27 protein-coding genes are annotated in these 26955 nt (G+C 55.6%); 14 read left to right on the forward strand and 13 right to left on the reverse strand.

Annotated elements, in window-relative coordinates:
* The 4 genes from VLH40_07035 to VLH40_07050 form a co-directional block, all read left to right on the forward strand.
* A partial coding sequence (locus VLH40_07035) for a heme ABC transporter ATP-binding protein (GenBank protein HSV31757.1) occupies positions 1 to 528 on the forward strand: 528 nt, incomplete at its 5' end.
* Complete coding sequence (locus VLH40_07040) at positions 525 to 1598, forward strand: ABC transporter permease (GenBank protein ID HSV31758.1); 1074 nt, start codon at positions 525 to 527, stop codon at positions 1596 to 1598. The genes VLH40_07035 and VLH40_07040, both read left to right, overlap by 4 nt.
* Positions 1598 to 2527, forward strand: a complete 930-nt coding sequence (locus VLH40_07045) for an ABC transporter permease (protein HSV31759.1) — start codon at positions 1598 to 1600, stop codon at positions 2525 to 2527. Before VLH40_07040 ends, VLH40_07045 begins: the two co-directional genes overlap by 1 nt.
* Before the next feature lie 81 nt (positions 2528 to 2608).
* Complete coding sequence (locus VLH40_07050) at positions 2609 to 3700, forward strand: BMP family ABC transporter substrate-binding protein (GenBank protein HSV31760.1); 1092 nt, start codon at positions 2609 to 2611, stop codon at positions 3698 to 3700.
* Between the two features lie 530 nt (positions 3701 to 4230).
* Here the strand turns inward: VLH40_07050 and VLH40_07055 are convergent.
* Positions 4231 to 4398 carry a hypothetical protein gene (locus tag VLH40_07055; GenBank protein ID HSV31761.1) on the reverse strand — a complete coding sequence of 56 codons (168 nt, stop codon included), beginning with the start codon at positions 4396 to 4398 and terminating at the stop codon, positions 4231 to 4233.
* Between the two features lie 51 nt (positions 4399 to 4449).
* Between VLH40_07055 and VLH40_07060 the strand changes: the two genes are divergently transcribed.
* From VLH40_07060 to VLH40_07080, 5 genes are all read left to right on the forward strand, one after another.
* On the forward strand, positions 4450 to 5673 hold the full coding sequence (locus tag VLH40_07060; protein ID HSV31762.1) for a hypothetical protein: 1224 nt from the start codon (positions 4450 to 4452) through the stop codon (positions 5671 to 5673).
* A 34-nt stretch (positions 5674 to 5707) separates the two neighbouring features.
* Positions 5708 to 6388 carry a GntR family transcriptional regulator gene (locus VLH40_07065; protein ID HSV31763.1) on the forward strand — a complete coding sequence of 227 codons (681 nt, stop codon included), beginning with the start codon at positions 5708 to 5710 and terminating at the stop codon, positions 6386 to 6388.
* 63 nt (positions 6389 to 6451) lie between these two features.
* Positions 6452 to 7213: an SIS domain-containing protein gene (locus tag VLH40_07070; GenBank protein ID HSV31764.1), complete on the forward strand. Its 762-nt coding sequence runs from the start codon at positions 6452 to 6454 to the stop codon at positions 7211 to 7213.
* Between the two features lie 32 nt (positions 7214 to 7245).
* Positions 7246 to 7992, forward strand: coding sequence for a sugar isomerase domain-containing protein (locus VLH40_07075; protein ID HSV31765.1), 747 nt, complete (start codon positions 7246 to 7248; stop codon positions 7990 to 7992).
* A 25-nt stretch (positions 7993 to 8017) separates the two neighbouring features.
* On the forward strand, positions 8018 to 8755 hold the full coding sequence (locus VLH40_07080; GenBank protein HSV31766.1) for a glucosamine-6-phosphate deaminase: 738 nt from the start codon (positions 8018 to 8020) through the stop codon (positions 8753 to 8755).
* 274 nt (positions 8756 to 9029) lie between these two features.
* Here VLH40_07080 and larA read toward each other — a convergent pair whose 3' ends face one another.
* The 4 genes from larA to VLH40_07100 all read right to left on the reverse strand — a co-directional run bounded on the left by larA (position 9030) and on the right by VLH40_07100 (position 13434).
* Positions 9030 to 10313: a nickel-dependent lactate racemase gene (gene larA / locus VLH40_07085; GenBank protein HSV31767.1), complete on the reverse strand. Its 1284-nt coding sequence runs from the start codon at positions 10311 to 10313 to the stop codon at positions 9030 to 9032.
* Positions 10314 to 10320: 7 nt separating this feature from the next.
* The gene (locus VLH40_07090; GenBank protein ID HSV31768.1) at positions 10321 to 11166 is read right to left on the reverse strand and encodes a carbohydrate ABC transporter permease; all 846 of its coding nucleotides are present in this window, start codon (positions 11164 to 11166) and stop codon (positions 10321 to 10323) included.
* 5 nt (positions 11167 to 11171) lie between these two features.
* The gene (locus tag VLH40_07095; GenBank protein ID HSV31769.1) at positions 11172 to 12047 is read right to left on the reverse strand and encodes a sugar ABC transporter permease; all 876 of its coding nucleotides are present in this window, start codon (positions 12045 to 12047) and stop codon (positions 11172 to 11174) included.
* A 109-nt stretch (positions 12048 to 12156) separates the two neighbouring features.
* On the reverse strand, positions 12157 to 13434 hold the full coding sequence (locus tag VLH40_07100) for an extracellular solute-binding protein (GenBank protein HSV31770.1): 1278 nt from the start codon (positions 13432 to 13434) through the stop codon (positions 12157 to 12159).
* A 1034-nt stretch (positions 13435 to 14468) separates the two neighbouring features.
* On the opposite strand from VLH40_07100, the gene VLH40_07105 reads away from it, so the two are divergent.
* Positions 14469 to 14783, forward strand: a complete 315-nt coding sequence (locus tag VLH40_07105; GenBank protein ID HSV31771.1) for a hypothetical protein — start codon at positions 14469 to 14471, stop codon at positions 14781 to 14783.
* Between the two features lie 281 nt (positions 14784 to 15064).
* Positions 15065 to 15640, forward strand: coding sequence for a hypothetical protein (locus tag VLH40_07110; protein ID HSV31772.1), 576 nt, complete (start codon positions 15065 to 15067; stop codon positions 15638 to 15640).
* Positions 15641 to 15752: 112 nt separating this feature from the next.
* On the opposite strand, the gene VLH40_07115 is transcribed toward VLH40_07110, so the two are convergent.
* The gene (locus VLH40_07115) at positions 15753 to 17015 is read right to left on the reverse strand and encodes a zinc-binding dehydrogenase (protein ID HSV31773.1); all 1263 of its coding nucleotides are present in this window, start codon (positions 17013 to 17015) and stop codon (positions 15753 to 15755) included.
* Between the two features lie 716 nt (positions 17016 to 17731).
* On the opposite strand from VLH40_07115, the gene VLH40_07120 reads away from it, so the two are divergent.
* The 3 genes from VLH40_07120 to VLH40_07130 all read left to right on the forward strand — a co-directional run bounded on the left by VLH40_07120 (position 17732) and on the right by VLH40_07130 (position 19835).
* Positions 17732 to 18703 carry a class II fructose-bisphosphate aldolase gene (locus tag VLH40_07120; protein HSV31774.1) on the forward strand — a complete coding sequence of 324 codons (972 nt, stop codon included), beginning with the start codon at positions 17732 to 17734 and terminating at the stop codon, positions 18701 to 18703.
* Positions 18704 to 19006: 303 nt separating this feature from the next.
* Positions 19007 to 19453 carry a nucleotidyltransferase domain-containing protein gene (locus VLH40_07125; protein ID HSV31775.1) on the forward strand — a complete coding sequence of 149 codons (447 nt, stop codon included), beginning with the start codon at positions 19007 to 19009 and terminating at the stop codon, positions 19451 to 19453.
* Positions 19422 to 19835 (forward strand): HEPN domain-containing protein, encoded by a 414-nt coding sequence (locus tag VLH40_07130; protein HSV31776.1) that lies wholly within the window; start codon positions 19422 to 19424, stop codon positions 19833 to 19835. The genes VLH40_07125 and VLH40_07130 overlap by 32 nt, the downstream gene beginning before the upstream one ends.
* Positions 19836 to 19894: 59 nt before the next feature.
* Here the strand turns inward: VLH40_07130 and VLH40_07135 are convergent, their stop codons facing one another.
* The 7 genes from VLH40_07135 to VLH40_07165 all read right to left on the reverse strand — a co-directional run bounded on the left by VLH40_07135 (position 19895) and on the right by VLH40_07165 (position 26037).
* Positions 19895 to 20803, reverse strand: coding sequence for a glycyl-radical enzyme activating protein (locus tag VLH40_07135; GenBank protein HSV31777.1), 909 nt, complete (start codon positions 20801 to 20803; stop codon positions 19895 to 19897).
* A gap of 23 nt (positions 20804 to 20826) precedes the next feature.
* Positions 20827 to 21780 carry an ROK family protein gene (locus VLH40_07140; protein HSV31778.1) on the reverse strand — a complete coding sequence of 318 codons (954 nt, stop codon included), beginning with the start codon at positions 21778 to 21780 and terminating at the stop codon, positions 20827 to 20829.
* A gap of 13 nt (positions 21781 to 21793) precedes the next feature.
* Complete coding sequence (locus VLH40_07145; GenBank protein HSV31779.1) at positions 21794 to 24223, reverse strand: formate C-acetyltransferase/glycerol dehydratase family glycyl radical enzyme; 2430 nt, start codon at positions 24221 to 24223, stop codon at positions 21794 to 21796.
* 26 nt (positions 24224 to 24249) lie between these two features.
* Positions 24250 to 24969 carry a GntR family transcriptional regulator gene (locus VLH40_07150; GenBank protein HSV31780.1) on the reverse strand — a complete coding sequence of 240 codons (720 nt, stop codon included), beginning with the start codon at positions 24967 to 24969 and terminating at the stop codon, positions 24250 to 24252.
* 134 nt (positions 24970 to 25103) lie between these two features.
* Positions 25104 to 25355 (reverse strand): hypothetical protein, encoded by a 252-nt coding sequence (locus tag VLH40_07155; GenBank protein HSV31781.1) that lies wholly within the window; start codon positions 25353 to 25355, stop codon positions 25104 to 25106.
* Positions 25352 to 25750 (reverse strand): DUF86 domain-containing protein, encoded by a 399-nt coding sequence (locus tag VLH40_07160; protein HSV31782.1) that lies wholly within the window; start codon positions 25748 to 25750, stop codon positions 25352 to 25354. Before VLH40_07160 ends, VLH40_07155 begins: the two co-directional genes overlap by 4 nt.
* Positions 25747 to 26037 (reverse strand): nucleotidyltransferase family protein, encoded by a 291-nt coding sequence (locus VLH40_07165; GenBank protein HSV31783.1) that lies wholly within the window; start codon positions 26035 to 26037, stop codon positions 25747 to 25749. The genes VLH40_07160 and VLH40_07165 overlap by 4 nt, the downstream gene beginning before the upstream one ends.
* Between the last annotated feature and the right edge of the window lie 918 nt (positions 26038 to 26955).

A 26955-nucleotide genomic window follows, 5' to 3' on the forward strand; every position in this document is an offset into this window, starting at 1 on the left:
ATCCCCGCCGACCGCAAGGGAATGGGTCTGGCGCTGGGGATGAATGTGAGTGAAAATGCCATTTTGAAGGGGTATTGGAAAAAGCCCATTTCCCGGGGCTGCTCCATCGATTGGCCGGTCGTACGCCGCTTTGCCCGGGAACTGGTTAGACGTTATAGCGTCGTCGCCCCGTCGGTTTCCACACCGGTCCGCAACCTGTCCGGAGGAAATTTACAAAAACTGATGCTGGGACGGGAACTCAGCGGGACGCCGCGAGCGGTGATCGCCGTTCATCCTACCTGGGGACTCGACGTCTCGGCGACCAAGTTTATCCGGGAGAGGCTTCTCGGCGAACGGAAGCGGGGAGTGGCGATTCTACTGGTCTCCGAAGATCTGGAGGAATTGTTTTCTCTTAGCGACCGTCTGATGGTTATAAGCAAGGGAGAAATCATGGGTACGATCGACGACCCGGGATCGGTGAGCCCGGAAGAGCTGGGGTTGATGATGGCCGGAACGCCTCTTGACTGCCTGCGGAAAGTTTCCGTATGAGCCGGATGCTGCGGGTCGAAAAACGGCTTACTCAAACGGTCTGGCAGGACGTCTTCGTCACCCTGTTATCCCTGGTTTTAGCCCTGCTTTTCGGTGCGGTTTTTCTCCGGGCACTGGGAGTTTCTCCCTGGGAGGCTTACAGCGAGATGTTCCGGGCGTCCATGGGTGATTTTTTTGGAGTCACCGAGACCATCGGCAAGGCGACTCCGATAATGATCGCCGGTGTGGGGGTTTTACTCGCATTCAAGATGTCCGTCTGGAACATCGGGGCGGCCGGGCAGGCTTTCATCGGAGCTCTGGCCGCCACCACTGCGGTCCGTTATTTCTTCGTGGATAACCGTTTCGTCATGTTCTGGATAATGCTGGCCCTGGTTGTCGTCACCGCCGGTAGCTGGTCCGCGATCGCCGGCTACCTGAAAGCCCGCTGGAATGTCAACGAGATCATTACTACCCTGATGCTCAACTATATTGCCCTACAGATTCTTTATTATTTTGTGTACGGGCCGTGGCGGGATCCGGCCAGCCTCGGCTTTCCGATGACCGCCCCCTTCCCTCTCGCCGCCCGCTTGCCCTTCCTGGGGGAAACCCGCATTCACATCGGCCTGATTCTGGCGGTCATTCTGGCCATTGTCTTCTGGTATGTTTTCCGCTCGACCCGTTGGGGGTACGAGATTCGGGTGATGGGTCAAAGTCCCCGTACCGCGCGTTTCGCGGGAATGAATTATGGGAAGAACGTGGTGCTGGTTATGTTTTTGTCCGGGGCGATCGCCGGGATCGCGGGGATGGGGGAAATCGCTGGCTTGGCCGGACGGCTGCAGCCCGGCTTTACCGCCGATTACGGCTATACGGCCATCATCGTAGCCTGGTTGGCCCGCCTCAATCCCCTGGCGATTCCTTTGGTGTCTTTTCTGATCGGGGCACTGCAGGTGGGCGGGGAAACGCTCCAGATCGTCATGCGCCTACCCCTGGCGAGCACTCTGGTCTTGCAGGGTTTGGTCCTCTTTTTTGTACTGGGTGGGGAATTCTTTCGCTTTTACCGGATCCGATTGGTTCGGGAGGTGTCGGACTGATGGAATTCATGGTCATGATTCTGGCCGCGGCGGTGCGCAGTGGCACACCCATTATCTTCGCCACCCTCGGAGAAATCCTGACCGAGAAAGGAGGGATCCTCAACCTGGGCCTGGAGGGGATCATGCTGGTGGGGGCGCTCACCGGGTTTGCGGTGTCCTTTTATACCGGTCAACCCTGGTTGGGGATCGGCGCCGCCTTTCTGGCGGGGATGGCTCTGGTTTCCCTCCATGCTTTTGTCAGCATCACCCTGCGGGGAAACCAGGTGGTCAGCGGATTGGCTCTCACCATCTTTGGGACCGGAGTGAGCGCCTTTCTCGGCCAGCGTTTTATCGGTTTGACCATCACCGGTTTGGGCCGGGTTGCGGTTCCGGGTTTGAGCACGATCCCGGTGGTGGGTCGTATCTTCTTCGAGCATGACCTTCTGGTCTATGTTTCTTATTTTCTGGTCGCTTTTCTCTGGTGGTTTCTGGTTTCCACCCGCGCCGGGCTCCATCTCCGGGCGGTGGGGGATACCCCCCGGGTGGCGGAAGCCATGGGGATCGACGTAACCCGCGTCCGCTACCTGGCTACCCTGCTGGGGGGAGGGATCGTGGCGGTGGGCGGTGCTTATTTATCGGTGGTGTACACCAATATTTGGACGGAAGGCATGAGCGCTGGGCGGGGGTGGATCGCGGTGGCCCTGGTCATCTTCGCCATCTGGCATCCAGGACGGGCAGCTTTCGGAGCCTATCTGTTCGGTGGCGTCGTGGCTTTTCAGCTCCGTCTTCAGGCAGCCGGAACCAGAGTTCCGATCCCCCTGTTGATGATGCTTCCCTATCTCCTGACGATCGTTGTTCTGGTCTTCATCACCATCCGGCAGGGGAAGGGGATCCTTTTCGGTTCCCCGGCCTCGCTGGGCCAGCCTTATTTCCGGGAAGAGAGTACCTAGCGGGCGGCCCTGATTTCCCTGGCGGTCTGCCCAATCGTTTTTTGTCACCACGGACTTTATTCATAAAGGGGGTTTTTGGATATGAGGAAAATCACGTGGATTGTCGTTGGATTGCTGGTGGTGTTTTTGGGAGCGGGCGCATTGGCCTTCGAGCCGATAAGTCCCGAGGAACTCCGGGTAGGGTTTGTTTACGTCGGTCCGGTGGGGGACGGGGGATGGACCTTTATGCATGACCTGAGCCGCCGTTCGATCGAAGAGAAATTCCCCGGGGCCACCACCAGCTTTGTCGAAGCGGTGCCGGTAGGACCGGACGCTGTCCGGGTGATGGAAACCTTCATTCGTCACGGCGCCCAGCTGGTGTTCGCCACCTCCTTCGGCTACATGGACCAGGTAATCGAGGTGGCCCAGCGTCATCCCGAGGTAATCTTCATGCATTGTTCCGGTTACCGGATGGCGGATAACGTGGGGGTGTACTTCGGGCGGATGTATCAGGCCCGCTACCTTTCCGGCCTGGTCGCCGGGTCCCTGACCGAATCGAATGTGATCGGCTACGTGGCCGCTCATCCCATTCCGGAAGTGGTGCGTATGATCAACGCCTTCACCCTGGGGGTCCGGGAAGTGAATCCCTACGCGGTGGTGCGGGTGGTCTGGCTGTTCTCCTGGTACGACCCAGGCAAGGAAACCGAAGCTACCAAGGCCCTGATCGACGCGGGCAGTGACGTGATCGCCATGCACGCCGATTCCGGCGCGACCGCCCTGGCTGCCGAGGAAGCGGGGGTGTACGTCATTGGATATAACAGCGACATGTCCCGTTTCGCACCGACCAGGCACCTGACCGCCCCGATCTGGAACTGGAGCGTGCTTACCACTTACGTCGCGGAACAGGTCATCAACGGAACCTGGCGGCCGGAAAACCTGTGGTGGGGGATGGACACCGGGATCGTTGATCTGGCCCCCTTCGGCCCGGCCGTACCGGAGGAGGTCAGGAACCTGGTCGGTGCCGCCCGGGAGAGAATCGTGGAGGGGGCATGGAAGGTCTTCACCGGTCCCATCCGCGACCAGCAGGGGGCCATCCGGGTCGCCGAAGGTGAAGTGATGAGCGACGAGGATCTCCTGTCCTTCTCCTGGTTCGTGGAAGGGGTGGAAGGGGAAATCCCGGCCCGCGGTAATTGATCTGTCGAGAAGCCGGTTGATGTCCTGACCGGACTGTCCCGAGCGGACCGGTCAGGATTTTTTTGCCCCGCGCTCCGGTGATCTTCGAGCTGGGTCATCCAGTATTTTTCGAGGGGCAAAAGCTCCCAGGCCGGGAAGGGGAGTGCGTCCAGGTCCTCCGGAGGAGGGGGTATGGGGGAAGAAAAAAGCCGGTGGTCTTTCCGGTAAGATATCCCGGGGACTATTGCTCCCTCACGATTCGCCCTCTCCTTTTACCACGTAAGCCCAAGAGGAGATTCACCCGCTTATCGGAGCGTTTCAGCAGTTACCGGATAGGATTCGGCTGGGGGTTCAGGTTCCGGACCGCCACCAGCTACCCGGGGCGGGGCAGGCCTTCCACCGGCTGGTGGTTGAGCGGATACCCCCGGCTTTTGAGTTCGGCGGCGGGTCCGGCGGCCGCCGCACTCCGGGTGGTCCTGGGCAAGCTACTCTTGGCCGCTCCCCCCAGCCGGAGGGTCCGGTTGAGACCGTAGTCTTGGTGTGGAGCAGCTTCATGCGTTTTTCCTGAGAGAGGGACCGGCTAAAAAACTTTTGAGAAGAGCGATCTCCCCCTCCTGGTGTCCGACCAGACGCTCCCGGTCCCGGATCCGGTGTTCGTACTGCCGGATGGCGGAGGGTTGGTCAGCCTTTGGTCGTTCATGATCAGTCGCATGTCCCAATCATAAACGAGATCCCTGATGTTAGGCTCATCTTGTGTTGGAAGAGACGGCGTGTTGACATACGTAATCTGTGGCTATAAAATTGTATTTGTCATACAACACGTTGAATTAGAGGCGGATGTGGAAATAGCCGGATATGATGTTGTTACCCAAAAAATGATCTCAATAACGGTCTCGGATGGCCGAGTTTCCTCCATTCGGCACGTCGACGCACCGCCTGATTCGCAGCTCACATACCTGTGTCGCGGGTTTATTGATCTTCAGGTTAACGGGTATCGAGGGTTTGACTATAGCCGTGAAGGCTTGACCGAAAAAGACATTGGGCAGGTGGTGTGGTATTTGGCGCAAAGCGGTACAACGCGGCATCTGGCGACTATCATCACTAGTCCGCGGGAACGCATTGTCGCCAATCTCAAGACGATTCGGAACGCCCGTCGGAACAGCCCACTGGTGGCGTGGGCGGTTCCCTTTGTCCACATCGAGGGCCCTTTCATTTCGTCGAGCGACGGGCCGCGCGGAGCCCACGACGCTTCATTCATTCGTGACCCGAACTACGATGAGTTCTGCGAATGGCAAGCGGCCTCCGGCGGAATTATCAAAATCGTAACACTCGCACCGGAACGGCCAGGCGCGATCGACTTCATTTCGCGAGTTTCGAACGAAGGAATCATTGTTGCCTTGGGCCACAGCGAAGCGTCTGCCGAACAAATTAGAGAAGCGGTGGCAGCTGGTGCACGGATGTCAACTCACCTTGGCAACGGAAGTCACGCTCTATTGCCGCGACTTCGTAACTACATTTGGGAACAGCTTGCCGCAGACGAACTCACGGCGAGCTTCATTTGTGATGGATTTCACCTGCCGGATGCCGTAATCAAGGTCGTGAGTCGGACTAAGCCATTGGAAAAGCTGGTCATGGTCTCCGATGTCGGCGCGCTTGGCGGGTGTACTCCTGGAGTACACTACTGGGGATCGACGAAAGTTGAGGTGCACGACGATGGGCACTTGAGTGTTGCCGGCACTCCCTATCTGGCGGGCGCCGGACACCTCCTGAACCGCTGTATTGGGTGTTTTTGCCGAGCCACGGGCGAAGGACTATGTCGTGCGTTGGAGTTGTGCATAACGAACCCAAGCACGCTCGTCGGACTTGACCATACCTCTATTTCACTGAGCGAGGGTGACGAGGTGAATGTTGTTCAGTTCACCGTCGCGGCATTTGGGATCGGTATCGACGTCAAACAGACCATCGGTCCAATGGGAATGATGTATGAATGCTGAACGAGCCTCTGATGCGCGAGAATTGACGGTGGGTATGTCGCGTCACGATTACGCGGTTGATCAAATCCGTTTGTACGTCGTCGAGGCTTCGCTAAAGGCTGGCGACATGCTCCCGACGGAAAAGGCACTTGAACAGCTTTTGAACCTGAGCCGGACGTCGATTCGCGAGGCCCTTCGATCAATGGAGGCGCGGGGCATTGTCGAAACGCGTCAAGGAGTTGGCCGCTTTTTGCGCAGCTACAACTACGACGGATTTGTCGACAATCTGTCCTATAACCTTGAGGTGAACACCCGGCGATTCAAAGACGTAATCGACGTGCGTATCGCTTTGGAACTGCAGTTTCTCGAACTCCTGGTACCTAAGTATGACGAGAACGATCTACGCCTCATCGACGCCAATTTAGAAAAACTTGGAGCAAGTTTCTTTCAGGGCGGACCCGAAGAATCGCTCATTCACTCTCACGCCGACTTTCATGTGGGTCTGTATCAACGAGCGGATAACCAGCTCTTAACGCACCTAATTCGCATGTTCGCCTCTTTTCAACGTAATCTAGCGTTACGCAAACAGTACCCCGCGATGGGTACGGCCGACTTTTTTTCGCTTCACGAGGCGTTAGTGCAGGCCATTAAGCGTCGGGAACTGTATTTGGTACGGGCGAGACTGATCGATCACTTTCGCGATGTCCTCGAATGGACTAAAGCCACTGAGTCGTGACCTATTTTAGACAACCAAAGCCTCGCTTGGGCTACCGTGTAAAACAAAGGCAAGGTGTTGCGGATGAATACTGAGTTTGAAACCTACTTTTCTGTGGTCAACGGCATTTTTTCCCGAATCAAACAACAGGAAGAGACCTTCGGGAAAGCGGCACGCCTCGCCGCGGCGGCCATCGCGGGAGACGAATTACTTCACATCATCGGATCCGGTGGTCACTCGAGCATGGCGGCAGAGGAGATATTCTGGCGCTCGGGAGGACTTGCACCGGTTAACGCCCTGCTGGATCCGGGAATCGCCCTCGTTCACGGAGCCCGACGCACGAATATCATAGAGCGTACGACCGGATACGCACAGCGGGTTCTTGACTCGTACGGGCTTGGGCAAAAGCCAGGCGAAGTCCTGATCATTGCCAACGCATATGGAATCAACGCAATGTCTATCGATTGCGCCGTCGAGGCGCGCGCGCGAGGCATGGTGACGATTGGAATAACCTCAACCGAATTTGCCACGCGCCTGCCGAAAGATCACCCTTCGCGACACCCTTCAGGCAAAAATCTATATGAAGAAGTGGACGTGTTCCTGGATTGCTGCCTTCCGTTCGGAGACGCGGCGATCAAGCTCGCCGGCTGCGCCCAAAGCGTTGGCCCGACGTCAACCCTATGCAATGTGTTCACTCTAAATCTGTTGATAATTGAGACGGTAAAACAACTTGTCGCGATGGGTATCGAGCCGCCTCTCTGGACCAGCGCCAACATGCCGGGAGGCGACGAGGCAAATCGGAAGCACTTCCAGAAGTACATTCCGCGAATCAAACATTTGGCTTAGCAGGGCAACTATTCCACATGGGAGGAGTCAGCATGTCAGCACTGGACCGATATTACTCACGCATTTTGGAGATCATGCAAGTAGTCATGGAAAAAGAACGTGGTGTGATTGAAAAAGCCGCCGAATGGGTGTCGCAAGCGGTTCTCGAGGACCGTCTGTTCTACGTATTTGGAACCGGCGCACATTCGATTATGAGCGCAATGGAACTGTTCATGAGAGCAGGAAATCTTTGTAACTCATCAGGAGTTTTTCCTCCCGGCGTTACAGATTTCGACGGTCATCCGAAAACAGAGAAGCTATTGGGTTTTAGTCCTATGATTTTTGATTACTATGGCATCAAGAACGGCGACTTGCTTTTTATCTGCAACGTGAACGGTATCAACCACATGACGATTGACGCGGCAATGGAGGCGCGCAAACGTGGCATACGAACCGTCGGTATTACATCCGTTGAGTTTTCGAAGGCCGTCGCGCCGAACATCTCACAGCGTCATCCCAGCAATATGAACCTGTATGAACTTGTTGATCTGTACATTGACGCTCACGTTCCGGTTGGGGATGCTCTCATCGGTCTGGAAGGGGTTCCGGTTCCGGTGGGTCCCGGATCCACCTATCCGATGATTTTAATTGTTAATAGTGTCGTGATCCGAGCGATCGAACTCGTGGTTCAACAAGGCGGAACACCACCGGTCATGAAATCGGCGAATGTTGCTGGCGGTATCGAGTATAACGAGCAGTTTGTGGTGCGATACCAAAAAAGAATCAGACACTTTTCGTAGCGCCACACGACGAGGAAGCACAGACATGAGACACGAAACGTGGGAGACTTCTACGGCCGCAGCGTGCGCGGCAGCCGAAAAAGGAGCACAGGCGATTCGTCACGCAATCCATTTGCGTGGTGAGGCGAACATCGTTCTTGCGACCGGCATGAGTCAGATCGAGATGCTGGGATTCCTCACCGCAGAAAAAGACATTCAATGGAACAAGGTAACGGCGTTTCATTTGGACGAGTATGTGGGTATACCGCGAACCCATCGAGCGAGTTTTTGCAAATACCTGGAAGAGCACTTTGTCAATCGGGTCAGTAACCTTCGCGCATTTCACTACATAGACGGAGTGTGCAACAACCCTGTGGAGGAATGCCGGCGGCTATCAGAATTGATCGCCTCACATCCTATTGACGTGTGTTTTGTCGGGATCGGTGAGAACTCCCATCTCGCTTTCAATGACCCCCCCGCGGACTTCGAGACAGCGGTGCCGTACATTGTCGTTGACCTCGACGACGATTGTAAACGTCAGCAGATCAACGAAGGATGGTTCCCTACCCTTGAGGCGGTGCCCCCTCAGGCAATTAGCATGTCGGTTCGGCAGATTCTGGCGTCGCAGACTATCGTGGCCACTGTCCCGGACCAACGAAAAGCCCCAGCAGTTAAAGCCGTGATTCAAGGTCCGGTGACCAACCGCGTTCCAGCATCGATACTCAAAGAACACGCCGATTGCACCATTTTTTTGGACGCCGAGTCGGCAAGTTTGCTAATATAACGAGTTTTAGACGTCGCACGGGCCCAACCGCCCTGGAATTTCAGTCTGAGGCTGAAGCGAGTTGACTCGTCATATGATGGCCTGGGGCATGGAGCGCATACGCTTCTTTGGTGTCGTAAGTTATTGGTGACAACGCCGCGGGTGTTACGTTGTAGCCCGGGCCGTAACAGCAGTAGCGCCGGTCAGGCCAACCTGTGGGGATTACGTCAGACGACAAGCCCGGGTGGAATGGTAAGCTCAAAATGAGCCGCGTCGTCAGTGGTTTCGGAACACATCATAAGACGGCAAAACACTCGCCTCCATGTGTTAGTACGGAAATGCTTGTCGTTGTGGGTGTCGTATCAATGGCCTTCTGGAGGTCGTTCAACGATGTGCCCATGTGGCAAAAACCGGCAATGTGGGCGTCAGCGGGAGTAATACCGGGTGACACGATGGCGGCTTTGGTTCGTTTTCGTACCTGAGCCACAAGTGCGCCTACGGACAACGGAAGCACCTGATCCGCCGCGACTCGTCCGTGGTGAGCTTCAGCGAGTAAAGAAGGGATATCCTCAGTACCACAGTAGCGCGTAAAATCCGCATGGGGACCAACACCTTCGGAACACGGGGTGTACAATAACAAGGTTCCGCCATCCTTTACGATCCGCTCACCGGCTATTATCGCTTTGGTGGCCTGCCAAAGGTCAAGGTCGGCGGTATGAGACGAAGCTATCAAAAGGTCCACAGCGTGTGTTGCCTGAACCTCATAGATTCGCCGGGCGTGCGTGACGCCGGCCCGATGAGCTTTGACGTAATCGCCCGCTACCACTTTGCAGGTTTCGTTTTGTTGGTTGACCACCGAGTTAACGATAAAATCCAGTCCAATCGTGCCGACCCAGCTCTCCATCTCGATGCGCACAGGATTTTCCACAACACCCATTATATTACGTCCGACGAGTGCTGCCCGGAGGTGCAGTTGAGCTACCGTCTGTTCACCGACCACACCTGGGTAGAGGATTTTCGCACCACCTGTGTAGCCAAGCGCCGGATGGGGCACTATGCTGCCGACACCGATTCGTACGTCGGCTTCGGCCACGCGCCGATCCAGTAATACCTCAACATTTCCCGGTGCAGTACCGACGTTAACTAACAGATCCGGATTGCGAAACTCCGAGTTAACGCACGTAAATCGTGACGTAACACCTTTGCCGAGTTTTTGGATGATCTCCGTTTGCGTCATCTTGCGGTGACTTCCCAATGCCATTACAACGGTTATGTCGCCGTCGGGCACTCCCGCTGCGTTCAGTTCGGCTGTAACCGCCTCGATCATCAGATCTGTTCTGGCGAATCGCGAATTGTCCTCGGAAAGTATAGCCACGCGGTGTCCCCGCCGCACAAATTCGCTCAAGCGCGTGGTACCGATGGGATGAGCAAGTGCGTGCTCGATCATGCGTCTCCCATCGTCCGGTGGCTCAAAGACGTTTGGACTCAACACCTCCCGTAATTGAGCGCGAGGAATACCTAATTTGTGGGATTCTTTTCCAAATGGGATCTCGACTATTTGCCGGTGTTTGTCGCGCATTACTTCTCTATTTTATCGCCCCCGCCGTCAATCCCGAGACGTAATGATCCATGAGGAACACGAAGGCTATTACAACCGGCAAGGCTGCAACCGCAGCTCCCGCCATCAACGAGCCCCAGAAAAACACATCTCCCCGGATGAGTTCGGTGACGACGCCGGCACTGATCGTCTTTTGCGCGCTATCCGAAATAAACGCCACTGCATAAATAAGATTGTCCCACGCCAGCAGGAACGAAAAGAAAGAGGAGGTGATCACGCCGGGCAAGCTCAGCGGAATAATAACGTTCCATAGCATCTGCAGGCGTGTGCAGCCATCAACGAGCGCCACGTCCTCCAATTCCGAGGGTAGGGTCCGAAAATAGGCGCTCAGCATCCAGATACAGAACGGGATCATGAACGTTGGAAAGGTAATGATAAGCGACCATAGCGAGTTTGAAAGCCCTATCGCGCTTACGAACCACGCCAATGGTAAAAACAACACCGTCGGCGGCATCAAGTACAACGCGAAGATGCTGGTTGCAATCAGCGTTGCTCCGCGAAACCGTAGCCTCGCCAGGGCGTATCCGGCGGGAATGCTCACGGCAAGTGATATCACCATCGGTACGAAGGCAACCACAAGCGTATTCCGGAACCAGATGAGGAATCCCGTATTCTGAAATAGAAAGAGGTAGTGTTCGAAGGTGATACCATCTCTTATTAGAAACGGCACAGACCTCAGGTCATACAACTCGGAGTCCCGTTTCAACGAGGTGATAAACATCCAATACACTGGAAAAATCGCAAAAATGATGAACGGAACCAGAGCGGCGTATTGAGATACTCGTAGAACGAGTCGGGTCGTTGTTCTTCTCATCACGCTTACCAATTCCAGCGATTTCGCATCAAGCGCGATTGAAAATAGACAACGGTCAACAACACAGGGAATATAAAAAGAGCCACCGCCGTGCCGCGACCAAGATTACCGGTGATCAGCCCTATTTGGTAAGCTAACGTTGGCAACAGATGTGTCGAGTTGAGCGGACCACCTCTGGTGAGCATGTACACGATGGGGAAATCGCCGATGGTCATAACAGTAGAAAACAAGAGCACAAATGCCAGTATGGGGCGCAACAGCGGTAACGTGATCCGGAAGAAACAAGTAATTGGACCGGCGCCGTCCGTCTTTGCTGCGTCGTAGATTTCGGTAGGCATAGTCATCAGCCCCGCCAAAATGTTGATCGCGAAAAACGGCGTACCCCGCCAGATATTCACAAGCATGACGGAAATGCGGGCCGCCCAAGGGCTGCCGAACCATAGTACGCGACTCTCCGATAGCTCGAGATTAAGCAATAACCAGTTTATGACACTGTAGGTGGGGTCGTATATCCACTTCCATGCTGTAGCGCTCAGCACGATTGGAATTACCCAAGGCAACAGTATTATACCTCTTAACAGCTTTTTAGGGGGAAGATTTTGCCACAAAAGGATCGCCAAGGGCAACCCGAGCATAAACTTCACCAGCACCGCGATAAACGTATAAAGCAGCGAATTTAACACCGCCGTGTGGAAAAGCGGCGATCGAGCCAGCCAGAAAAAGTTATTCAATCCGACGAACGCAGGAGCAGCGCTCGACCCGACCCTGGAATCGGTCATACTGAGATAAACACCCATTAAAAATGGGTAGCCGACGATCAATACGAGCGCAAGCACCGCCGGCCCAACTAGACCAAAGGCTAGCCGTTCCTGTTGCGTCATCACCGTATATGGTCTCCTTCGAAAAGCGATGAAAGTCGCGTCATCCGGGGCGCGGAGAGGTTCCTTTCCGCCCCGCACCCCGGCGTTCTGGGGTTCCCCCCGCGGGGGGCTACTGTGGCAGCGTGTACCCAATCTCCACGAGTTCGGCAACTGCCTCGCTAATTGCCTGATCCACCGAGGCATGTCCGCCGAGTATCCTTAGAAACATGTTGGGCACTACCCACCGGACATAAGCCTCCTGTGCACGCATGTCCGGCGGTGCCGGATAACCGGTGAGGCGGAAGTAATCAGCGAAGCCGCGAAGGCCTTGCAGTTTGGGATGCTCAAATACCGAGTGATTGTAGAAATGCGGATGTGTCGGAAGATTGAACCCTTGCCCACTCGTAAGGTAGCGATTCATTTGCTGTTCATCGTACAGATATAGGAGAAACTCTTTGGCCAGATCGATATTGGGACTAAACTCCCATATGCCCAGGGAATAAAAATCTCCGGAACCAAAACGACCCGCCGGGCCCGCGAGCGCGCCGTGATGATTCAGGTGTTGTGTGAGGTCAAGGGACTCCCTGCCAGCAAGCACCCATATGCTTATTGGGTTGAGTGTCCAAGAGCCCACACCGGAAAGGATGAAGTGGTTGTTTGCGGCGTTGCTGGCCCAGCCAAGAACATCGGGCACCATGGCTTCCTGGAACAACGTCTGAGTAAACGCTATCGCGTCGCGCGTCGCTTGGGAATCAAGGGTTATCACACCGTTCTGATCGGCTATGCCCGCACCAAAAGACCACAGAATTGAATAGAGACTGTTGTTGGCGTCTCCAGCGTTACCGAAAGGTATTCCAATCGGGTTCCCCCGTGCCTTGAGCTCCCGGCCACTCTCCAATACCTCTTGCCATGTGTTCGGCACGGTCAACCCGGCATTTTTGAACAAATCCTCCCGGTAAGTTTGGTGAAAGGGAACAATCCACCATGGTAAAGCCATCCATTCGCCGTCACGAACGGCGGCCGTCGTGGCGGCGGGAGCGAACTGCCCATAGCGCTCCACAATTTGATTTACCACGTCAGTGATTGGCAATAGTGAATCTTCATAGAGCGAAACCTGCAGGTTTTCCATACCAATGATATCGTGACCGGAGCGCGAAACCGCCTCCGCGGCAAGCTTCGGGTGCAGTTCCGCTATACCCACGAAATTAACCGTAACATCGATTCCTTTCATTCTACCGAACTCTTCGGCCATCGTTCGGAGCATCTGGTCATTTTCTGCGACGAACGAACTGAACATGAGGATGTTCAGCGACCTGGTCGGAGTAGCAGCTTCTGCCCGACCCGTGCCCAACGCTACGGACGCCACCACGACGGCCACCAAGACTATCGCCCAAACCCGATTTTTCATCACGTTCCTCCTTCGTTATGAAACTAGATATTCATGCACAGACTACGACGTCACTTTGTCGCCCGCCACTTGCGGTTGCGTACAAGAACGCCTTAGTTGTCATACAATACTTTAGTCCTCACCCTCTATTTTGTCAAGATTCTTTTAAAATGTCCCCTTCAGACACCTCCTGTAAATAAATGTTGGGTTCCTGGAAGCGCCGTCCTCCGGTTGGTCTTTCCCGAAGTTTACGGCCGATGGAAACCAAAAGCCGTTGTTTTCTCCAAGGATGATCAGGTGGCGGCACAGGTCCCTTGTGAGATTTGGGTGTTGACTCCTGAAGAGGCAAAGACTCAAGCATCCCGGATCGCCGCTCGATCTCTTGGAACCGGACCTCCTGTCCTCGGTGTAACCGTCCTACAGCAGACGGTGTCAATTGTTCCGGGATTACCGGAAGAGACGGCCGTCCCGATACCATTCGAATTCAAATCCAACCCTCTCCAAACCATCTATCCAAATGTCCTCTCCGGGGAACAAAGTACACCAGGATTCCCCGAAGGGGGGGGACCGTGCAGTACTTCAGGATTTTGAACATGGTCCGCTATCGGGGACAGGCCGGATGTTCGTCAAACACTTCATGCAGGTTTCCCCAGAGATCAGGAAAGGGGATTGGGTTTCCTTTCGGGATTCGGCGGTTGACCGCACTGCGCGTCTCAACTGCCAGCGCTATCAAGCTCTGGGTCTAGCTGACCAGAACCCGGATCGGGTCAAGCGTGATGTTTTTCTCCACCAGCTGTCCGGTAGCGTTGTCATACATCAGGGCTCAGACTCCTCTTGCCTCCTGCTTAGCCGGGATAGAAGCGGGAAAGGTACAGCAAGCAGTGGGTATACACTTTGTTCACCAGCCGGGCTCTCCGCTAGCGTACCGGTAAATTTCCTCCACCACCTGATCCAAGGAGTTTGCCTGCTCGGCTCCGGCGTGACTTGGAATTCCCCTGAAATAATGGACACATCAACAAGAGCGGGGTGCTCTCTTGTAGAGGAGGTGTGTCCCCATGGAACGAAAGAACACTGGACCACAACCTGGAAAGTCCGATCCCGAATTACAGTTGAAAAGGCTCCGCCTGGTCCGGGAAGAGTACCGAAGGGTCCCCTCAGGGGCCGGGGATTTTGGAGTGCCGGAAAACAACCTGTACCGTTGGGTCCAGCAGCAGGAACAAGACTCCCTCACCCCCTTTTCCGGCGCGGGGCAGGGGAAACCCCCGAAAGATGAGGAACTCCCCCGGCTCCCCACAGAGAATCGGGACCGGCGGGAAGAACGGGAGATCTTAAAAAAAGCGCTGGCCGTCTTCTCATGGACAAAAAGATGAGTGAGTTTGAACAGGCGCCTTAATATGCTGTCTGTTATTTCGGGGGGAAGGTCAGGCTCAACCCTCTATTTTATCGCAGGTTCGATCTTCTATTCCCGGACAGACGGGGCATCGGATAACCCCCCGTTACCATGATGGCCTCAAGCTTCACACTTACCGGCTGCCAGGGACCGGTTCTCGCAATCGGGACTTTGCGCTTAAAAAATAGGACCGATTTCCTATAGTTTGCGGATAGGCTTTCAAGTATACTGGGCCATATCGCGGAAAAAGGGGTGGCCTGTGTGAAATTGACGAAGAGGGTAGTGGTCATTGTCGTTCTGGGAATCATGGGAGGGGTTTTGATGAGTGGATGCACGGCTTCTTGGGGGGAGCCGGGAAGGGGAGCGGTAACCGGCGGTAAAGTGGTGATCCCGGGGGTTTGCTTCGTGGATTACTGCGTCGGCGATGAACCCATACCCTTATCCTTTGCCCGGGTGACCCTGTGGGGTGACGGGGGAGAGGTTGTCGTCGTGAATACCGATTGCCGCGGAGAGTGGCGCGTGGAAGGTCTGGTCAGCCGGGAATTTCTCCTGGAAGCCCGGCGGGAAGATTTGGTGCTGAAGCAGGTTTTTACCCGTCAACCGGACACGAACCCGCTCAACCTGACCACCGACTCCTACACCTCGGCCCAGGTGTTCGTTTACGAGGTCGCCAACGCTTTGTTTCCCGACGCTCTTTATCTTGAAGAAGTACCCGACCTGGTCCTCCCGACCGAGCTGGTCGCCGCGGTGGAACAGGTCTACTGGGAATGCCGAAACCCCTTCGCCGATCCCGACCTGACCCGGCGGGTGACCGAACTCGTCAATCACCGGTTTTAACCCGCCGCTCCCCCTGTGTTTCGCCGCCGCGGCCCGGCTTGCCCCGCTATCAGCTCCGCTTTCCGCAAAGCACCGCTGTCCCGGGTCTTACCAGATGGAGAATATGGGGTTCCTATACTTTGGTGAATGAGTTCAGCAGAAACCGTTCTGCTTCCGCCGACCACAGCCCGTTGTGCCGCCGGGTGATCGAAGCCAGTTCCCGGAAGAGGGGATCGCTCTTGCCTTTTTCGCTGAATTCGGTGATCGGGGCAAGGGGCATCTCACAGCCGGTATAGATCAGTTTTTTCCCACCGGGTATGTGGGGTAAATTCAGAGTAGTTTCCACCACCGCGTCCAGGCCGCCTATGTGGGTGACCATCACTGCCGGGTTCAATTTTCCCTGTTCCATCATCAGCAACGCTTCTTTCATATCCTCGGTATTGCCCCCGGAGGTACCCACCAGATGCGTGGAGGCGTAGTGGACGTTGTAGAAGTTGAGGAGGGCGGAAAAATCGGGATCGGTGGGCCCGGCGAAGAAATTCAGGCAGCCGTCCCGACCCAGAATGCGATCGCCCTGTTCGACCACCGGTTTGACCGGAGCAAAGACGAACACGTCGTCGTATCCGCCCTTTCCGGTCAGCGAGCGGAGATATTCGGCGGGGTTGGCGAGGGAGGCGGTGTTCACGTACCGGAGAGTAACTCCGTATTGTTCAGCCTCTTGCGGAGTAAAAATAGCTTCCGCCCGGCCGATGCGGGTGTCGTCGATATCGGTGACCACCAGGAGTTTGGGCCGGCGGTCGCAGTGGATGGCGTAGTCGATCGCCCCCAGGCCCATTGGGCCGGCCCCGGCCAGGATGGCCAGGTTCCCGCCGGGTTTGATCCCCATCTGGTGGACATATTTTCCGCTCTCGGTGTGGTAGCTGGCGTGAAACGCTCCGATAATGCAGGAGGCTGGCTCAGACAGCGAGGCGTGAAAGAAGGCCTCTCCCCGGAAGGGTAAAAGGCAGCCCTGTTCCATGACCACGTTGGGGATGATGACATAGGTGGCATCCCCGCCGATATAGGGGAAGGAATAGCCCGGCGCGGCCAAGCTCCCCTGGTAGTTGAGGGCGGGTTGGATGGAAAATTTGTCTCCCCGGGCAAAATCCTTGCGCCACTTGGCGCCGACTTCGACCAGTTCCCCGGCGAATTCATGACCGACAATCACCGGATTTTGGCTCAAATTGTCCGGGACCCGCTTGTGCTCTTCTCCCTGGATGGCCATTTTGTACGAGGACATGCAAATGCTGTCGGAAACGATATGGGCCAGGATTTCGTCTTCCTGGAGCGGAGGCAGTTCGAACTCCTCCAGGCGCAGGTCGTTTTTTCCATAGATGCGGACGGCTTTGGTTTTCATGAAAGACCTCCAGTCAAGTGTGTCGTATGGTGTATCAGCGGTTCGGGAAAAAGGACAACACCCCGGGATCCGTGCGAAGGATTACCGGTATGGCAGGCGATCTCCCCACGGGCAATTTGTCTTCCGCTTCTTTGGATACCGTTAGTCGCTGCGGCCGGGGCCTCATCCCGTACGGTGCACGGCCGGTCCTTACTGATCCGCCTTATTTATCGCTTCCCTCCGGGGTCACCGGAGGGGTCATGGAAAAGAGCCTGAACGACGCGCCGGACACCGGTGATTTCGGCTGTCTCAGGCAGAATTCATCTATTATACCCCGAAACGGCCCTACTGAGAACCGGTGGGGGAGGCAAGAGGTGCGGCAAGGCCAAAAAAAACAAGTGGTTGAATGGGCGGGGACGGAATGGTATAATGGAACGCCGGTTTGGCCGTTGGTTCCTCGCTTCACCCGTCTTCTTGTGTGGACAGGGATCCGCATGGCAGGCTCAAGCTATGGTGTAGTGCGAAAATAAAGACCCTGAGAACGTTCCGGGGCAGCCGGCGACGGTCTCACCGGGCAACGGGAAAAAGGGATAAAGGAGGTCACCGGGGAGGGCCGGAGACGGAACTGGGCCAGGTTTAGCGGGAAGAAGTCCGGAGGTTGTTATCCGCAAGGTTTTTCCATAGACACGAAGTAACGTTGACTCGTATCAACAACGCGTTTACGGGGAGGAATGACGATGGCGGTAGGTTACAGGGAATTAGGTCTGGTGAACACCAGGGATATGTTCAAGAAAGCTATGGCCGGCGGATACGCGGTCCCGGCTTACAACTTCAACAACATGGAACAGCTTCAGGCGATCATCGCCGGCTGTGTGGAATGCCGCTCGCCGGTGATCCTGCAGATCTCCAAAGGGGCGCGCCAGTACGCCAACCAGACTCTGCTGCGCTACATGGTCCCGGGAGCGGTGGAAATGGCCAAAGAAATGGGCGGCGATATTCCCATCGCCCTGAATCTCGATCACGGCGACTCCTTCGAACTGGCTAAAAGCTGCGTGGACTTCGGGTTTTCCAACGTGATGATCGACGGCTCCGGCCTGTCCTATGACGAAAACGTAGCCATGACCCGGCAGGTAGTCGATTACGCTCACGCGCACGACGTCACCGTGGAAGGGGAGCTGGGGGTGCTGGCCGGTATCGAGGATCACGTCTCCCACGAAGTGAGCCATTACACCAAGCCGGAAGAAGTCGAGGACTTCGTCGGTAAAACCGGGGTGGACAGCCTGGCCATTTCCATCGGGACTTCCCACGGCGCTTACAAATTCAAGGTCAAACCGGGGGAAGAGGTTCCACCGCTGCGCTTCGATATCCTGGCCGAAATCGAAAAGCGACTTCCCGGATTTCCCGTCGTGCTCCACGGCGCTTCCTCGGTGCTTCCGCTCTACGTGGAAATCATCAACCGGTATGGCGGACAGCTGGGGAACACCGCCGGGGTCCCGGAAGAGCAGATCCAGCGGGCGGTGAAATCGGCGGTCTGCAAGGTGAACATCGACTCCGACGGCCGGTTGGTCATGACCGCCATGATCCGTAAATACTTGGCCGAACATCCCAAGGAATTCGATCCCCGCAAGTACCTGGGGCCGGCCCGCGAAGAACTGCAGAAGATGTATATCACCAAGTGTGAACTGCTGGACAGCGCGGGAAAAGCCTGATCCCGGTTTTCTCCGGATTCTCGTGACCTTCTGACCCCCCCCCTCTGTAGCGAGCTGAGGGGGGGGATTTTTTTTCCCCAGAAAACTAACCGCGGCTCCTGTTCAAATCTTCCTATCTTGTTCCGGAACACGGGAAAGGACCCATAGACCGGGGAAAGAGAAGGTAACGGCGTCCGGTACCGGGACCTTTCACCCGTCTTCGGCGGCTCTGTGGTATTTTTCTGATTCTTTCATCCGCTGTCCTTTGGGAAGACGGAGAAACCGTGCTTATACACCAGGCTGGAATTCTGGTAGAATGGAGGCATGATCAGATCGAGAACCGAATTGTTCAACCAGATCAAGTGTTCCGTTGAGGAAATGTTCCAAACGAACCTGGTGGCTCTCGCTGTGTTTGGGTCCTACTCCAGGGGTGATTTTTCTTCATCGTCAGATCTTGATCTTTTCATCGTCTGCCGGACGGTTCCATCGGGCAGAAAACGCTACGAAAACGTCGAATTTGACGAAGACCGCCTGGGTATCCAGGTCAATCCGGTCATAATGAGCGTAGAGGAGGCCAGGTATTTCCATCCTCTCTATTCAGGCTTTCCCGGTGGTTTTGTCATCCTACTCGACCCGGAAGGCCTGCTCGAGAAAATTCTCCTTTCCATCGAGTGTTTGTTTCGGAATGGAACTGTGGTAGAAGACGAGGAGATGGGGGTTACCTACTGGAGAATCAACGATGAACAAAAAGTTAGCCAGAGATTATTATGAGAGAGTTCTCAAACGAAAAAAAGCGATCCTGACCTTGTATCAGGAAGAAGCCTATGCCGATGTCGTGCGGGAAGTGCAGGAAACGGTAGAATTACTGTTAAAAGGCATTCTCCTGCAATTTGGTCTGGAAGTTCCGAAACTCCACGATGTCGGAGGAATCTTTCGGAAACACGAGTCGCTCTTTCCCCACGCGATCAGGATGCAGATTGCCAGAATCAGTACCATCTCGAAGGATCTGCGCCGTGATCGTGAGCTCGCCTTCTATGGCGCTCACGATGTGGTTCCTTCGGAGTACTACACCCTGGAAGATGCCGAGAAAGCTCTGGGTTATTTGGAAGAGATCTTACAAATTGGCCACCTGGTTTTTGGAGAATCCGGGTGAGTTCAGCCGGGAAACGCCTTTTCTCAGGGACCTTACCCTGTTAAACCACCGTGGCCCATTCATTGGACGGTCACATTGCTGAACTTGGCCAGTTCTTTCTTCAGTTGAGCGACCAGTTCTTCTTTGGGGGGCATCAGTTCAGCGAGTTCCCACGCTCTTCCGGTCTTCCGGTACTTTCCCACCCCCAGGCGGTGGTAGGGGAGGATTTCCAGCGCACACCTCGGAAAACGGGACAGAAATGTCCCCAGGGCTTTTATGTCCGATATAGAGTCGTTGAGGCCGGGGATGAGGGGATAGCGAAAAACGACCTTGTGGGGGTACTTCACCCCGAGAATGCAGGCGTTTTCCAAAATCGTCTGGTTCGAGACGCCCACGTATTCCCGGTGTTTTTGCTCATCGATCAGTTTCAAATCGTAGAGAATGAGGTCCAGGTCGGGAGCTAGAGCGAGGAGTTGCCGCAGGTCGCTTTCATCGCCCCGGCTATATCCCGAGGTATCGAGGGTCAGGTGATAACCCAGGGCTTTCAGGGCAAAGAGCAGCTCGGTGACAAAATTGCCTTGGCGCAACGGTTCTCCGCCGGAAATCGTCACCCCCCCACCGGACTGGAAGTAGAAGACCTCGTCTTTGAGCGCTTCGGCGACCACCTCCTTCACCGTAACCTCCCGTCCGATAATTTCCAGGGCCGAGGAGGGACAGGGCAAAACACAGCGGCCGCAGACGTCACAAAGCCGCCGGTCCACCCGGAAGGGATGATGGAGACTGCAAGCCTTCCGCGGGCAGAACTCCTCACAGGCCCCACACCTTTGGCATTTGTTCTCGGAAAAACCGATCTCGGGAAACATGTCCTGGGATTCCGGGTTATGGCACCACCGGCAACGCAAGGGACAGCCTTTCAAAAACACCGTGGTTCGGATGCCCGGTCCGTCCTGGAGGGAATAATGCTGGATATCAAAAATCAGGCCTTTCATGATTGTTGGTCCTCTCCTGGTCATTATACGTTTTCGAAAACCAGGATCGCTCCTCCGAGAACTCCGTTGTGGTCTCCCAACTCGGCGACCTGAATGCGTGTTTCATCCACCATCTCTTTTGGTAGAATCAAGCGCAATTTTTCCCGCACTTCATCAAGGTACAAGGTTAGGAGGGTTTTTCCCAAGGCTCCGCCGACCACGATGATCTCGGGATTGAGAATGTGTATGATGTTCAGGAAGGCGACCGTCACGTAGTGTACCAGAGGCCGGAGCATCTCCCTGGCGATGGGGTGGCCCAAGCGGCATAATTCCACCAGTTTTTTGACACAGTCAGCAGGGGGGGCGTTTTCGCTCAGCAACCTCTGGCCGGCGGGTTCTTCCTCGAGCAGTCGTTCCAGACCCAAACCCGACAGCAGGGACATCAGACACCCCGTGTTCCCGCACTTACACCGTGATCCATGGAGATCGACCACCATGTGTCCGAACTCTCCGGCTCCTCCCAGAAAACCGCGGTAGAGGCGCCGGTCGATAAAGATGGCCCCGCCGGTTCCGGTGCTGATGGTAATGTACACGATGTGTTGGAAGCTCCTTCCGGCGCCCAGGTGGACCTCGGCAAGGCCGGCCAGGTTGGCGTCATTGTCCAGATAAACCGGTAAAGCCGTATTTTCTTCAAGCATTTTGGCCAGCGGAACCCGGTTCCAGCGCAAATCGCGAAGATTGCAATAGGAAAAGGTTGAACCCAGACGACCGCAGACCGGACCGGGATATCCCACCCCGATACCCAGGATATTGTTTCGCCCGTGCCGCGCGAGGAGGGGGCTAAGAGTTTGCCCTATAAAAGCGACCGACTCATGAGGGGAAAGGAAGGTATGTTCGTGGGTCTCTATGTATTCTGCAAGTTCCAGGCGCTCGTTGACCAGGCCGATCCGCAGCCTGGTCCCTCCGATGTCAATCCCGATGGCGCGGCGCTCCCTCATACCGTTTTTCCCCTTACAAAGCGTGTTCGGTCCGGCGGATGATGTCTTCCTGGGTGCAGGGATCCAGGGCGATAAACAGGGCGCTGTATCCGGCGACCCGGACAATCAAATCCCGGTATTTTTCGGGGTTTTGCTGCGCTTCCCGTAACGTCCGGGCCTCGACCACGTTGAACTGGACGTGCCACCCTTTCAGGTCCCGGAAAAAGGCGACGATCAGGTGAACCAGTCGTTTCAGATCTTCGTCGGTGGAAAGCGCCGCGGGCGTGAACTTCAGATTCAGGAGTTGGGCGATCATCTTCACCGTGGGTAACGTGCTCACCGACTTCAAAACCGCGGTCGGGCCTTTTTTTTCCGTCCCGTAATAGGGTGACGCACCTTCGGCGATCGGTTCCCGGGCTTTCCGTCCGTCGGGAGTGGCCCCGACCGCCATTCCCAGGGGGACGTTGGCGGAGATGTTGGAGGTGGAACCGCAGTAGCTCCCCCCGATGGGTCCCCGGCCGCAGCGGGTATTCCGGTATTGCGCTAGCTCTATGAGGTAGGAGTTCATGACCCGGCCAGCCAGTTGGTCCACATAGTCTTCGTCGTTCCCGTACTGGGGTACCTGTTCGAGTATTGTTTTTCGCACCGTCGCTCCGGTCGTTCCTACGAAATTTTCACCGAGAGCGGTCATGAGGTCACTCCAGGAAAGTTCGCCGTCTTCGTAAACCAGTTTGCGGATCGCGGCCAGACTGTTGGCTGCATTGGCCAGTCCCGAGAAAGGCCCGCTGACCATGTCGTAGACCGCTCCGCCTTCTTTGACGCTCTTACCCCGGGCTAGACAATCCTCCACCAGGGCGGAGCAGAAGGCATCAGGTGCCATTTCTTCCAGGGCTGTATCCGCCCCAGCGTCCATCATGACTTCGCACCGGGTGTAAAAAGCGAGTTGCTGGGAGAATTCCTGGTAAAATTCCTCGAACGTTTCACATTCCGCCGGGAGTCTGTTGGGGTGGAGGCGCACCTGGTAGGTGGGGCACCTACCGCCGTGCAGGGTGAGTTCCAGCACCTTCAGAACGTTCAAAAAAGTCATCCCCGTGTTTCGGTAGCCCCATTTTCCCGGGACGGCGGCTTCGACGCAACCGACGATGGCATAATCCCGGGCGTCCTCTACCGGAACTCCCTTGTCCAGTAAGGCAGGAATGATGATTTCGTCGTTTTTCATGGCCGGCATCCCGAAACCCAGCCGGATGACCCGGGCACATTCCGTGAGATACCAGTGGAAAGAGGCGGCGTGATAGCGGGCGGACAAGTTCGGTGTGGTCAGCCTGACTCCCCCTACCGCTTTGAGAATACTAAGCGTAAGTTCGTTGGTGGCGTCCCGGCCCCCCTGGTCCTGCCCGCCGATGGTGACATTCTGGTAGGTGGTATAGCCGATCCCGAACTTGGTGTGGGCCCAGGGGCGGACCTTGTTGATGGTGAACATCTTGACGAAAAGGTTCTGGAGGAGTTCCACGGTTTCCTCAAGAGTGATGGTCCCCGCCTCCTGGTCGCGCTGCCAGAAGGAAGCGAGTTGCTGGTCCAGCCGTCCCAGGGAAAAGGAGTGCCCGTTACTCTCGATCTGGGTCACCAGGTGGACAAACCAAATCAACTGCAGGGCCTGGCGGAAGTCACCAGGGGGACCCGCAGTGAGAGCCTGGAGATTCCGGGCGATTGCCCGAAGCTCCCGCGCCCGGTGAGGGCGGACCGTCGTTTTCGCCTCCTGTTCGGCTAACCGGGCGTACCGTTCGATGAAACAGAGCATACCTCGCAGGGCGATGAGCGCTCCTTCGTAGAAGGAACGCTTCTTGATCATGGCCGGATCTCCCGGTTCCAGGAGCGCGAGTTTCCACTCCGCGTCGGCGATGATACCCCTTAAGCCTTTTTGTAGTATCTTTGGAAAGTGAACGATGATGTGTCCATCACCGGAAGTGACGTTTCCTCTCCCGGAAATGACCCCGATTTTCTGGGCCTCCAGCGCGAGCGGGGGGATGAGGTGTAAAGCCCGGTCATACAATGTTTTTCCCTTCCAGTAAGGAATGACCTCCTCCCGCAGGATGGTCTTTGATTCCTCATCGATCAGGAAAACGTCTCCCGGGCGTTGTTGAAAAGAGTCCATCTCTTCCAGAAGCCAGTCCCAGGAATATTCGGGGAAGACTGGCGCCCCCCGCGGTACGGAGGCCTGGTTACCTACCAGAAGCTCGTCTTTGTAAATAAAGATACTCATAGTCTCAAGCGTCTTGGCCAGCGCCTTCGCCCGCCTGACGATGGGGGGATCGGCTTCGTTTTCCCGGTAAGTTTGGGTGTAGGCGCGGGCCCGTTCCACGCAGAGCCGGGGAACGCTGTCCAGAAGTGCTTCACGCATGGAACGGATGCGCTCGGTCATTCCGTATTCCATTTCCTTAAAAGCGAGGAGAATCTCCATGTTCATCGGTAATCCCTCCCTATCCTCGTCGCTCACAATCTCTTACGCAGCACCTCAAAATGGAAATACTCGCCATGGTAATAGTCATTGGAAAAAGCGATCACCCGGTCGCGGTGGTCATAGTGGAGGTGTTCCAGGAGAAGAAAACAGGCTTGCTTTTTGAGTCCCACCCTGCTCATGAACTGTACGTCAGAATAGTAGGGGATGATCTTAGCGTGGGAGAAGGCGATCGCTGTACCGTTTCTTTCCAGAGCCCGGAAAAGGGATCCGTTCCAATCGTCTTCGGAAAACCCCGCCACTACCTTTTCCGGAAGGATATCTTCCAGGTAGACGATCGGTTCTCCGTCCAGACCGCGGGTTCTTTGCAGAAGCACGAGGGGGGTGCCCGCTTCCACCGCGAGCTTCTGGGCAAGAGGGGCATCGGCTACGATCGATTTCCTTTGCACCCGCAGGTTCGACAATTCGATCCCCGAGTCCTGGGCCATTTCGGTGACGCTACTCAATCGGGCGATATCCTTGCCTAAGGAGGCTGGATCAACTGCGACAAAAGTCCCCTTACCCTGCAGGGCTTCCAGGATATGGAGCTGTACCAGGCTCCGTATCGCCTCCCGCACCGTTGAGCGTCCCACCGTGAACAGGACGGCCAACTGCTCTATGGAGGGAAGTTTACTCCCCTTGGAGAGATTTTCTTTGAATATGTAGGCGATAATGCCTCTTTTGGCTTGATCGACCAAATTTTCTTTAATGAGCATATGAGCAGGTCATCTGATGATTTTCCCGTAATCATGATACCGTAAGTGGTTCAATAACTCAATAGGGGGTATGAGGAAGGTCTTGAACCTCGCTGACAATCTCCTCTCAAGAACTCGCTTAAAATGTCCTCTTTCTAAAACTTGATGTGGTCTCCGGTCTCGCCGCCTTGTCGTAACACCCCCGCGACCCGATTCAGCACGGTGGACAGTCCGGTCGTGAGGCAGGTCTTGCGGAAGAGCTCCTCGGGGTCGGGGCAGACATCCGGGGCCGCGTCCTGGACGACCGCCCAGAGGTTCGCGGCGAAGACGGCCGAAGCGAGGCGCCCTTTGCGGATGTCCTCGTGAGGAATCGCAACAGCGTACCAGGGCTTGAGCTGGATGCTCATTGGACACTCCCCCCGTCACCGTCTGGGTTCTCGTCGCCAGCCAATTCCCTCTCGAGCTGCTCAAGCGGCGGGAGCATCCTGGCAACGGCTTCCTTTACCGGTGGCAGATCCTGTGCTGCAATCTTCCATACCCGCTTCAGATCCACGCCTTCGTAGTCATGAATCAGAACGTCCCGAAAACCAGCCATCAGCCGCCAGGGGATATTCGGGTGCTGCCGGCGATACTCGTCGGGAATGCGTTTCGCCGCCTCGCCGATGATCTCGAAGTTCCTCACCACAGCGTCCTGGATCATCGTATCATCAAAGAAAGTCCTTTCTCCGTCCTTGAGGTACCGTTCGATCTTCACGGCACACTCTAGAATATGGACAAGATATACGCGGGGGTCTTTTTTCATATCCGCCTTGCCTCTCTTAGAATCCGCCGCTTAAGCAGCCAGTAGAGACTATCCTCGGTGACAACGTCAACAGGTCGACCCAAGAGTTCTTCAAGGTCTTCTATCAGTCCGGCCGGAAACCACGGACTGGTCTCCTCACCGACATCGACGAGCAAATCGATATCGCTTTCGTCAGTTTCCTCTCCCCGTACGGCCGATCCGAACACGCGCACATTGCGCGTGCCGTGCTTCTGGGCGATCCGAAGGATTTCCTCGCGATTCCCTTTCAACAGTTGCATCACGGTCATGCTCTGCCTCCGTCGAACAAGATCTTTTGTCGTGGGTCTCTGTAGGCCAAGGGATATGGCCCCCGTACTTTGGACCACTTTTCATACCCCTTCGGGCAACACTTCAGTGAGGAAACCGACCCTGTTTTCCAGGATGATTATCCCCCTTGCTCAACTCCCTCACCACTTGGAATTTAAGTCGTGATGAATACCGGTTTTGATGGCTTTTCCTGTTCAGGAGTTGCCTCCCTCCAGGGGTGCCGCCTCCCTCCAAGGGTGCCGTTTCCCTTCCCTGAACATCATGATACCATGTTGTTGTCGCAGGGAAGGTGGTCCACTTGGGGGGGGCAGGGCCAAGCTGCCGCACTGAAGCTCATTGCCTTCAACCATTCGTAAACCCCACTATGAATCAGGTACCGTATTTGCGTACCGCCCGGCGGACCTGCTCCCAGATAGTGGTAAGTGTTCAGCATTTCGTTCCAGATGGGGGACTTCTTGCTGTGTCGACCGGGGACCGATATCCGCTCAATGTTGCCCAGGTCTTTCAGGTCGCAGGCAATTTCCTTAATCTCCCAAAGGTCTTCCGTGGCTTTAGTACATTTTCGCTGAAAAGTATATACTTATACTCTCAACTTTCGCAGGACGCAAAACACGCTGAAACCCTTTGTTTTACCGGATTTTCTAATGAAAACACCTCTCCTTTTTGGTGCAATTGACATAGGCGGACAAGCCGCCAATCCTCAAAAAAGAGAGGTGCCTGATGATTCCTATTTTAACAGATACCATGACCAATCGGGGGTACGCGGTTCTTTTCTGTAACGGTGTCCCTTTCAGCCGCCGAAGCGCTTCCCGCCCGCATCCTCTTCATCCCTTCCCCGGAACAATGCGGGGAATGGATTGCTCTTCTGTCCCCTCCGCTCACCCTCGCTGAAGAGGAGA

Source organism: Atribacteraceae bacterium (genome assembly GCA_035477455.1).
GTDB lineage: Bacteria > Atribacterota > Atribacteria > Atribacterales > Atribacteraceae > DATIKP01.

Excerpts from the sequence above, each read along its gene's own strand:
- VLH40_07040 (HSV31758.1), top strand. The coding sequence starts at position 525 with ATGAGCCGGATGCTGCGGGTCGAAAAACGGCTTACTCAAACGGTCTGG.
- VLH40_07045 (HSV31759.1), top strand. The coding sequence starts at position 1,598 with ATGGAATTCATGGTCATGATTCTGGCCGCGGCGGTGCGCAGTGGCACA.
- VLH40_07050 (HSV31760.1), top strand. The coding sequence starts at position 2,609 with ATGAGGAAAATCACGTGGATTGTCGTTGGATTGCTGGTGGTGTTTTTG.
- VLH40_07065 (HSV31763.1), top strand. The coding sequence starts at position 5,708 with ATGTCGCGTCACGATTACGCGGTTGATCAAATCCGTTTGTACGTCGTC.
- VLH40_07070 (HSV31764.1), top strand. The coding sequence starts at position 6,452 with ATGAATACTGAGTTTGAAACCTACTTTTCTGTGGTCAACGGCATTTTT.
- VLH40_07075 (HSV31765.1), top strand. The coding sequence starts at position 7,246 with ATGTCAGCACTGGACCGATATTACTCACGCATTTTGGAGATCATGCAA.
- VLH40_07080 (HSV31766.1), top strand. The coding sequence starts at position 8,018 with ATGAGACACGAAACGTGGGAGACTTCTACGGCCGCAGCGTGCGCGGCA.
- larA (HSV31767.1), bottom strand. The coding sequence starts at position 10,313 with ATGCGCGACAAACACCGGCAAATAGTCGAGATCCCATTTGGAAAAGAA.
- VLH40_07090 (HSV31768.1), bottom strand. The coding sequence starts at position 11,166 with ATGAGAAGAACAACGACCCGACTCGTTCTACGAGTATCTCAATACGCC.
- VLH40_07095 (HSV31769.1), bottom strand. The coding sequence starts at position 12,047 with ATGACGCAACAGGAACGGCTAGCCTTTGGTCTAGTTGGGCCGGCGGTG.
- VLH40_07100 (HSV31770.1), bottom strand. The coding sequence starts at position 13,434 with ATGAAAAATCGGGTTTGGGCGATAGTCTTGGTGGCCGTCGTGGTGGCG.
- VLH40_07105 (HSV31771.1), top strand. The coding sequence starts at position 14,469 with ATGGAACGAAAGAACACTGGACCACAACCTGGAAAGTCCGATCCCGAA.
- VLH40_07115 (HSV31773.1), bottom strand. The coding sequence starts at position 17,015 with ATGAAAACCAAAGCCGTCCGCATCTATGGAAAAAACGACCTGCGCCTG.
- VLH40_07120 (HSV31774.1), top strand. The coding sequence starts at position 17,732 with ATGGCGGTAGGTTACAGGGAATTAGGTCTGGTGAACACCAGGGATATG.
- VLH40_07125 (HSV31775.1), top strand. The coding sequence starts at position 19,007 with ATGATCAGATCGAGAACCGAATTGTTCAACCAGATCAAGTGTTCCGTT.
- VLH40_07130 (HSV31776.1), top strand. The coding sequence starts at position 19,422 with ATGAACAAAAAGTTAGCCAGAGATTATTATGAGAGAGTTCTCAAACGA.
- VLH40_07135 (HSV31777.1), bottom strand. The coding sequence starts at position 20,803 with ATGAAAGGCCTGATTTTTGATATCCAGCATTATTCCCTCCAGGACGGA.
- VLH40_07140 (HSV31778.1), bottom strand. The coding sequence starts at position 21,780 with ATGAGGGAGCGCCGCGCCATCGGGATTGACATCGGAGGGACCAGGCTG.
- VLH40_07145 (HSV31779.1), bottom strand. The coding sequence starts at position 24,223 with ATGAACATGGAGATTCTCCTCGCTTTTAAGGAAATGGAATACGGAATG.
- VLH40_07150 (HSV31780.1), bottom strand. The coding sequence starts at position 24,969 with ATGCTCATTAAAGAAAATTTGGTCGATCAAGCCAAAAGAGGCATTATC.
- VLH40_07155 (HSV31781.1), bottom strand. The coding sequence starts at position 25,355 with ATGAGCATCCAGCTCAAGCCCTGGTACGCTGTTGCGATTCCTCACGAG.
- VLH40_07160 (HSV31782.1), bottom strand. The coding sequence starts at position 25,750 with ATGAAAAAAGACCCCCGCGTATATCTTGTCCATATTCTAGAGTGTGCC.
- VLH40_07165 (HSV31783.1), bottom strand. The coding sequence starts at position 26,037 with ATGACCGTGATGCAACTGTTGAAAGGGAATCGCGAGGAAATCCTTCGG.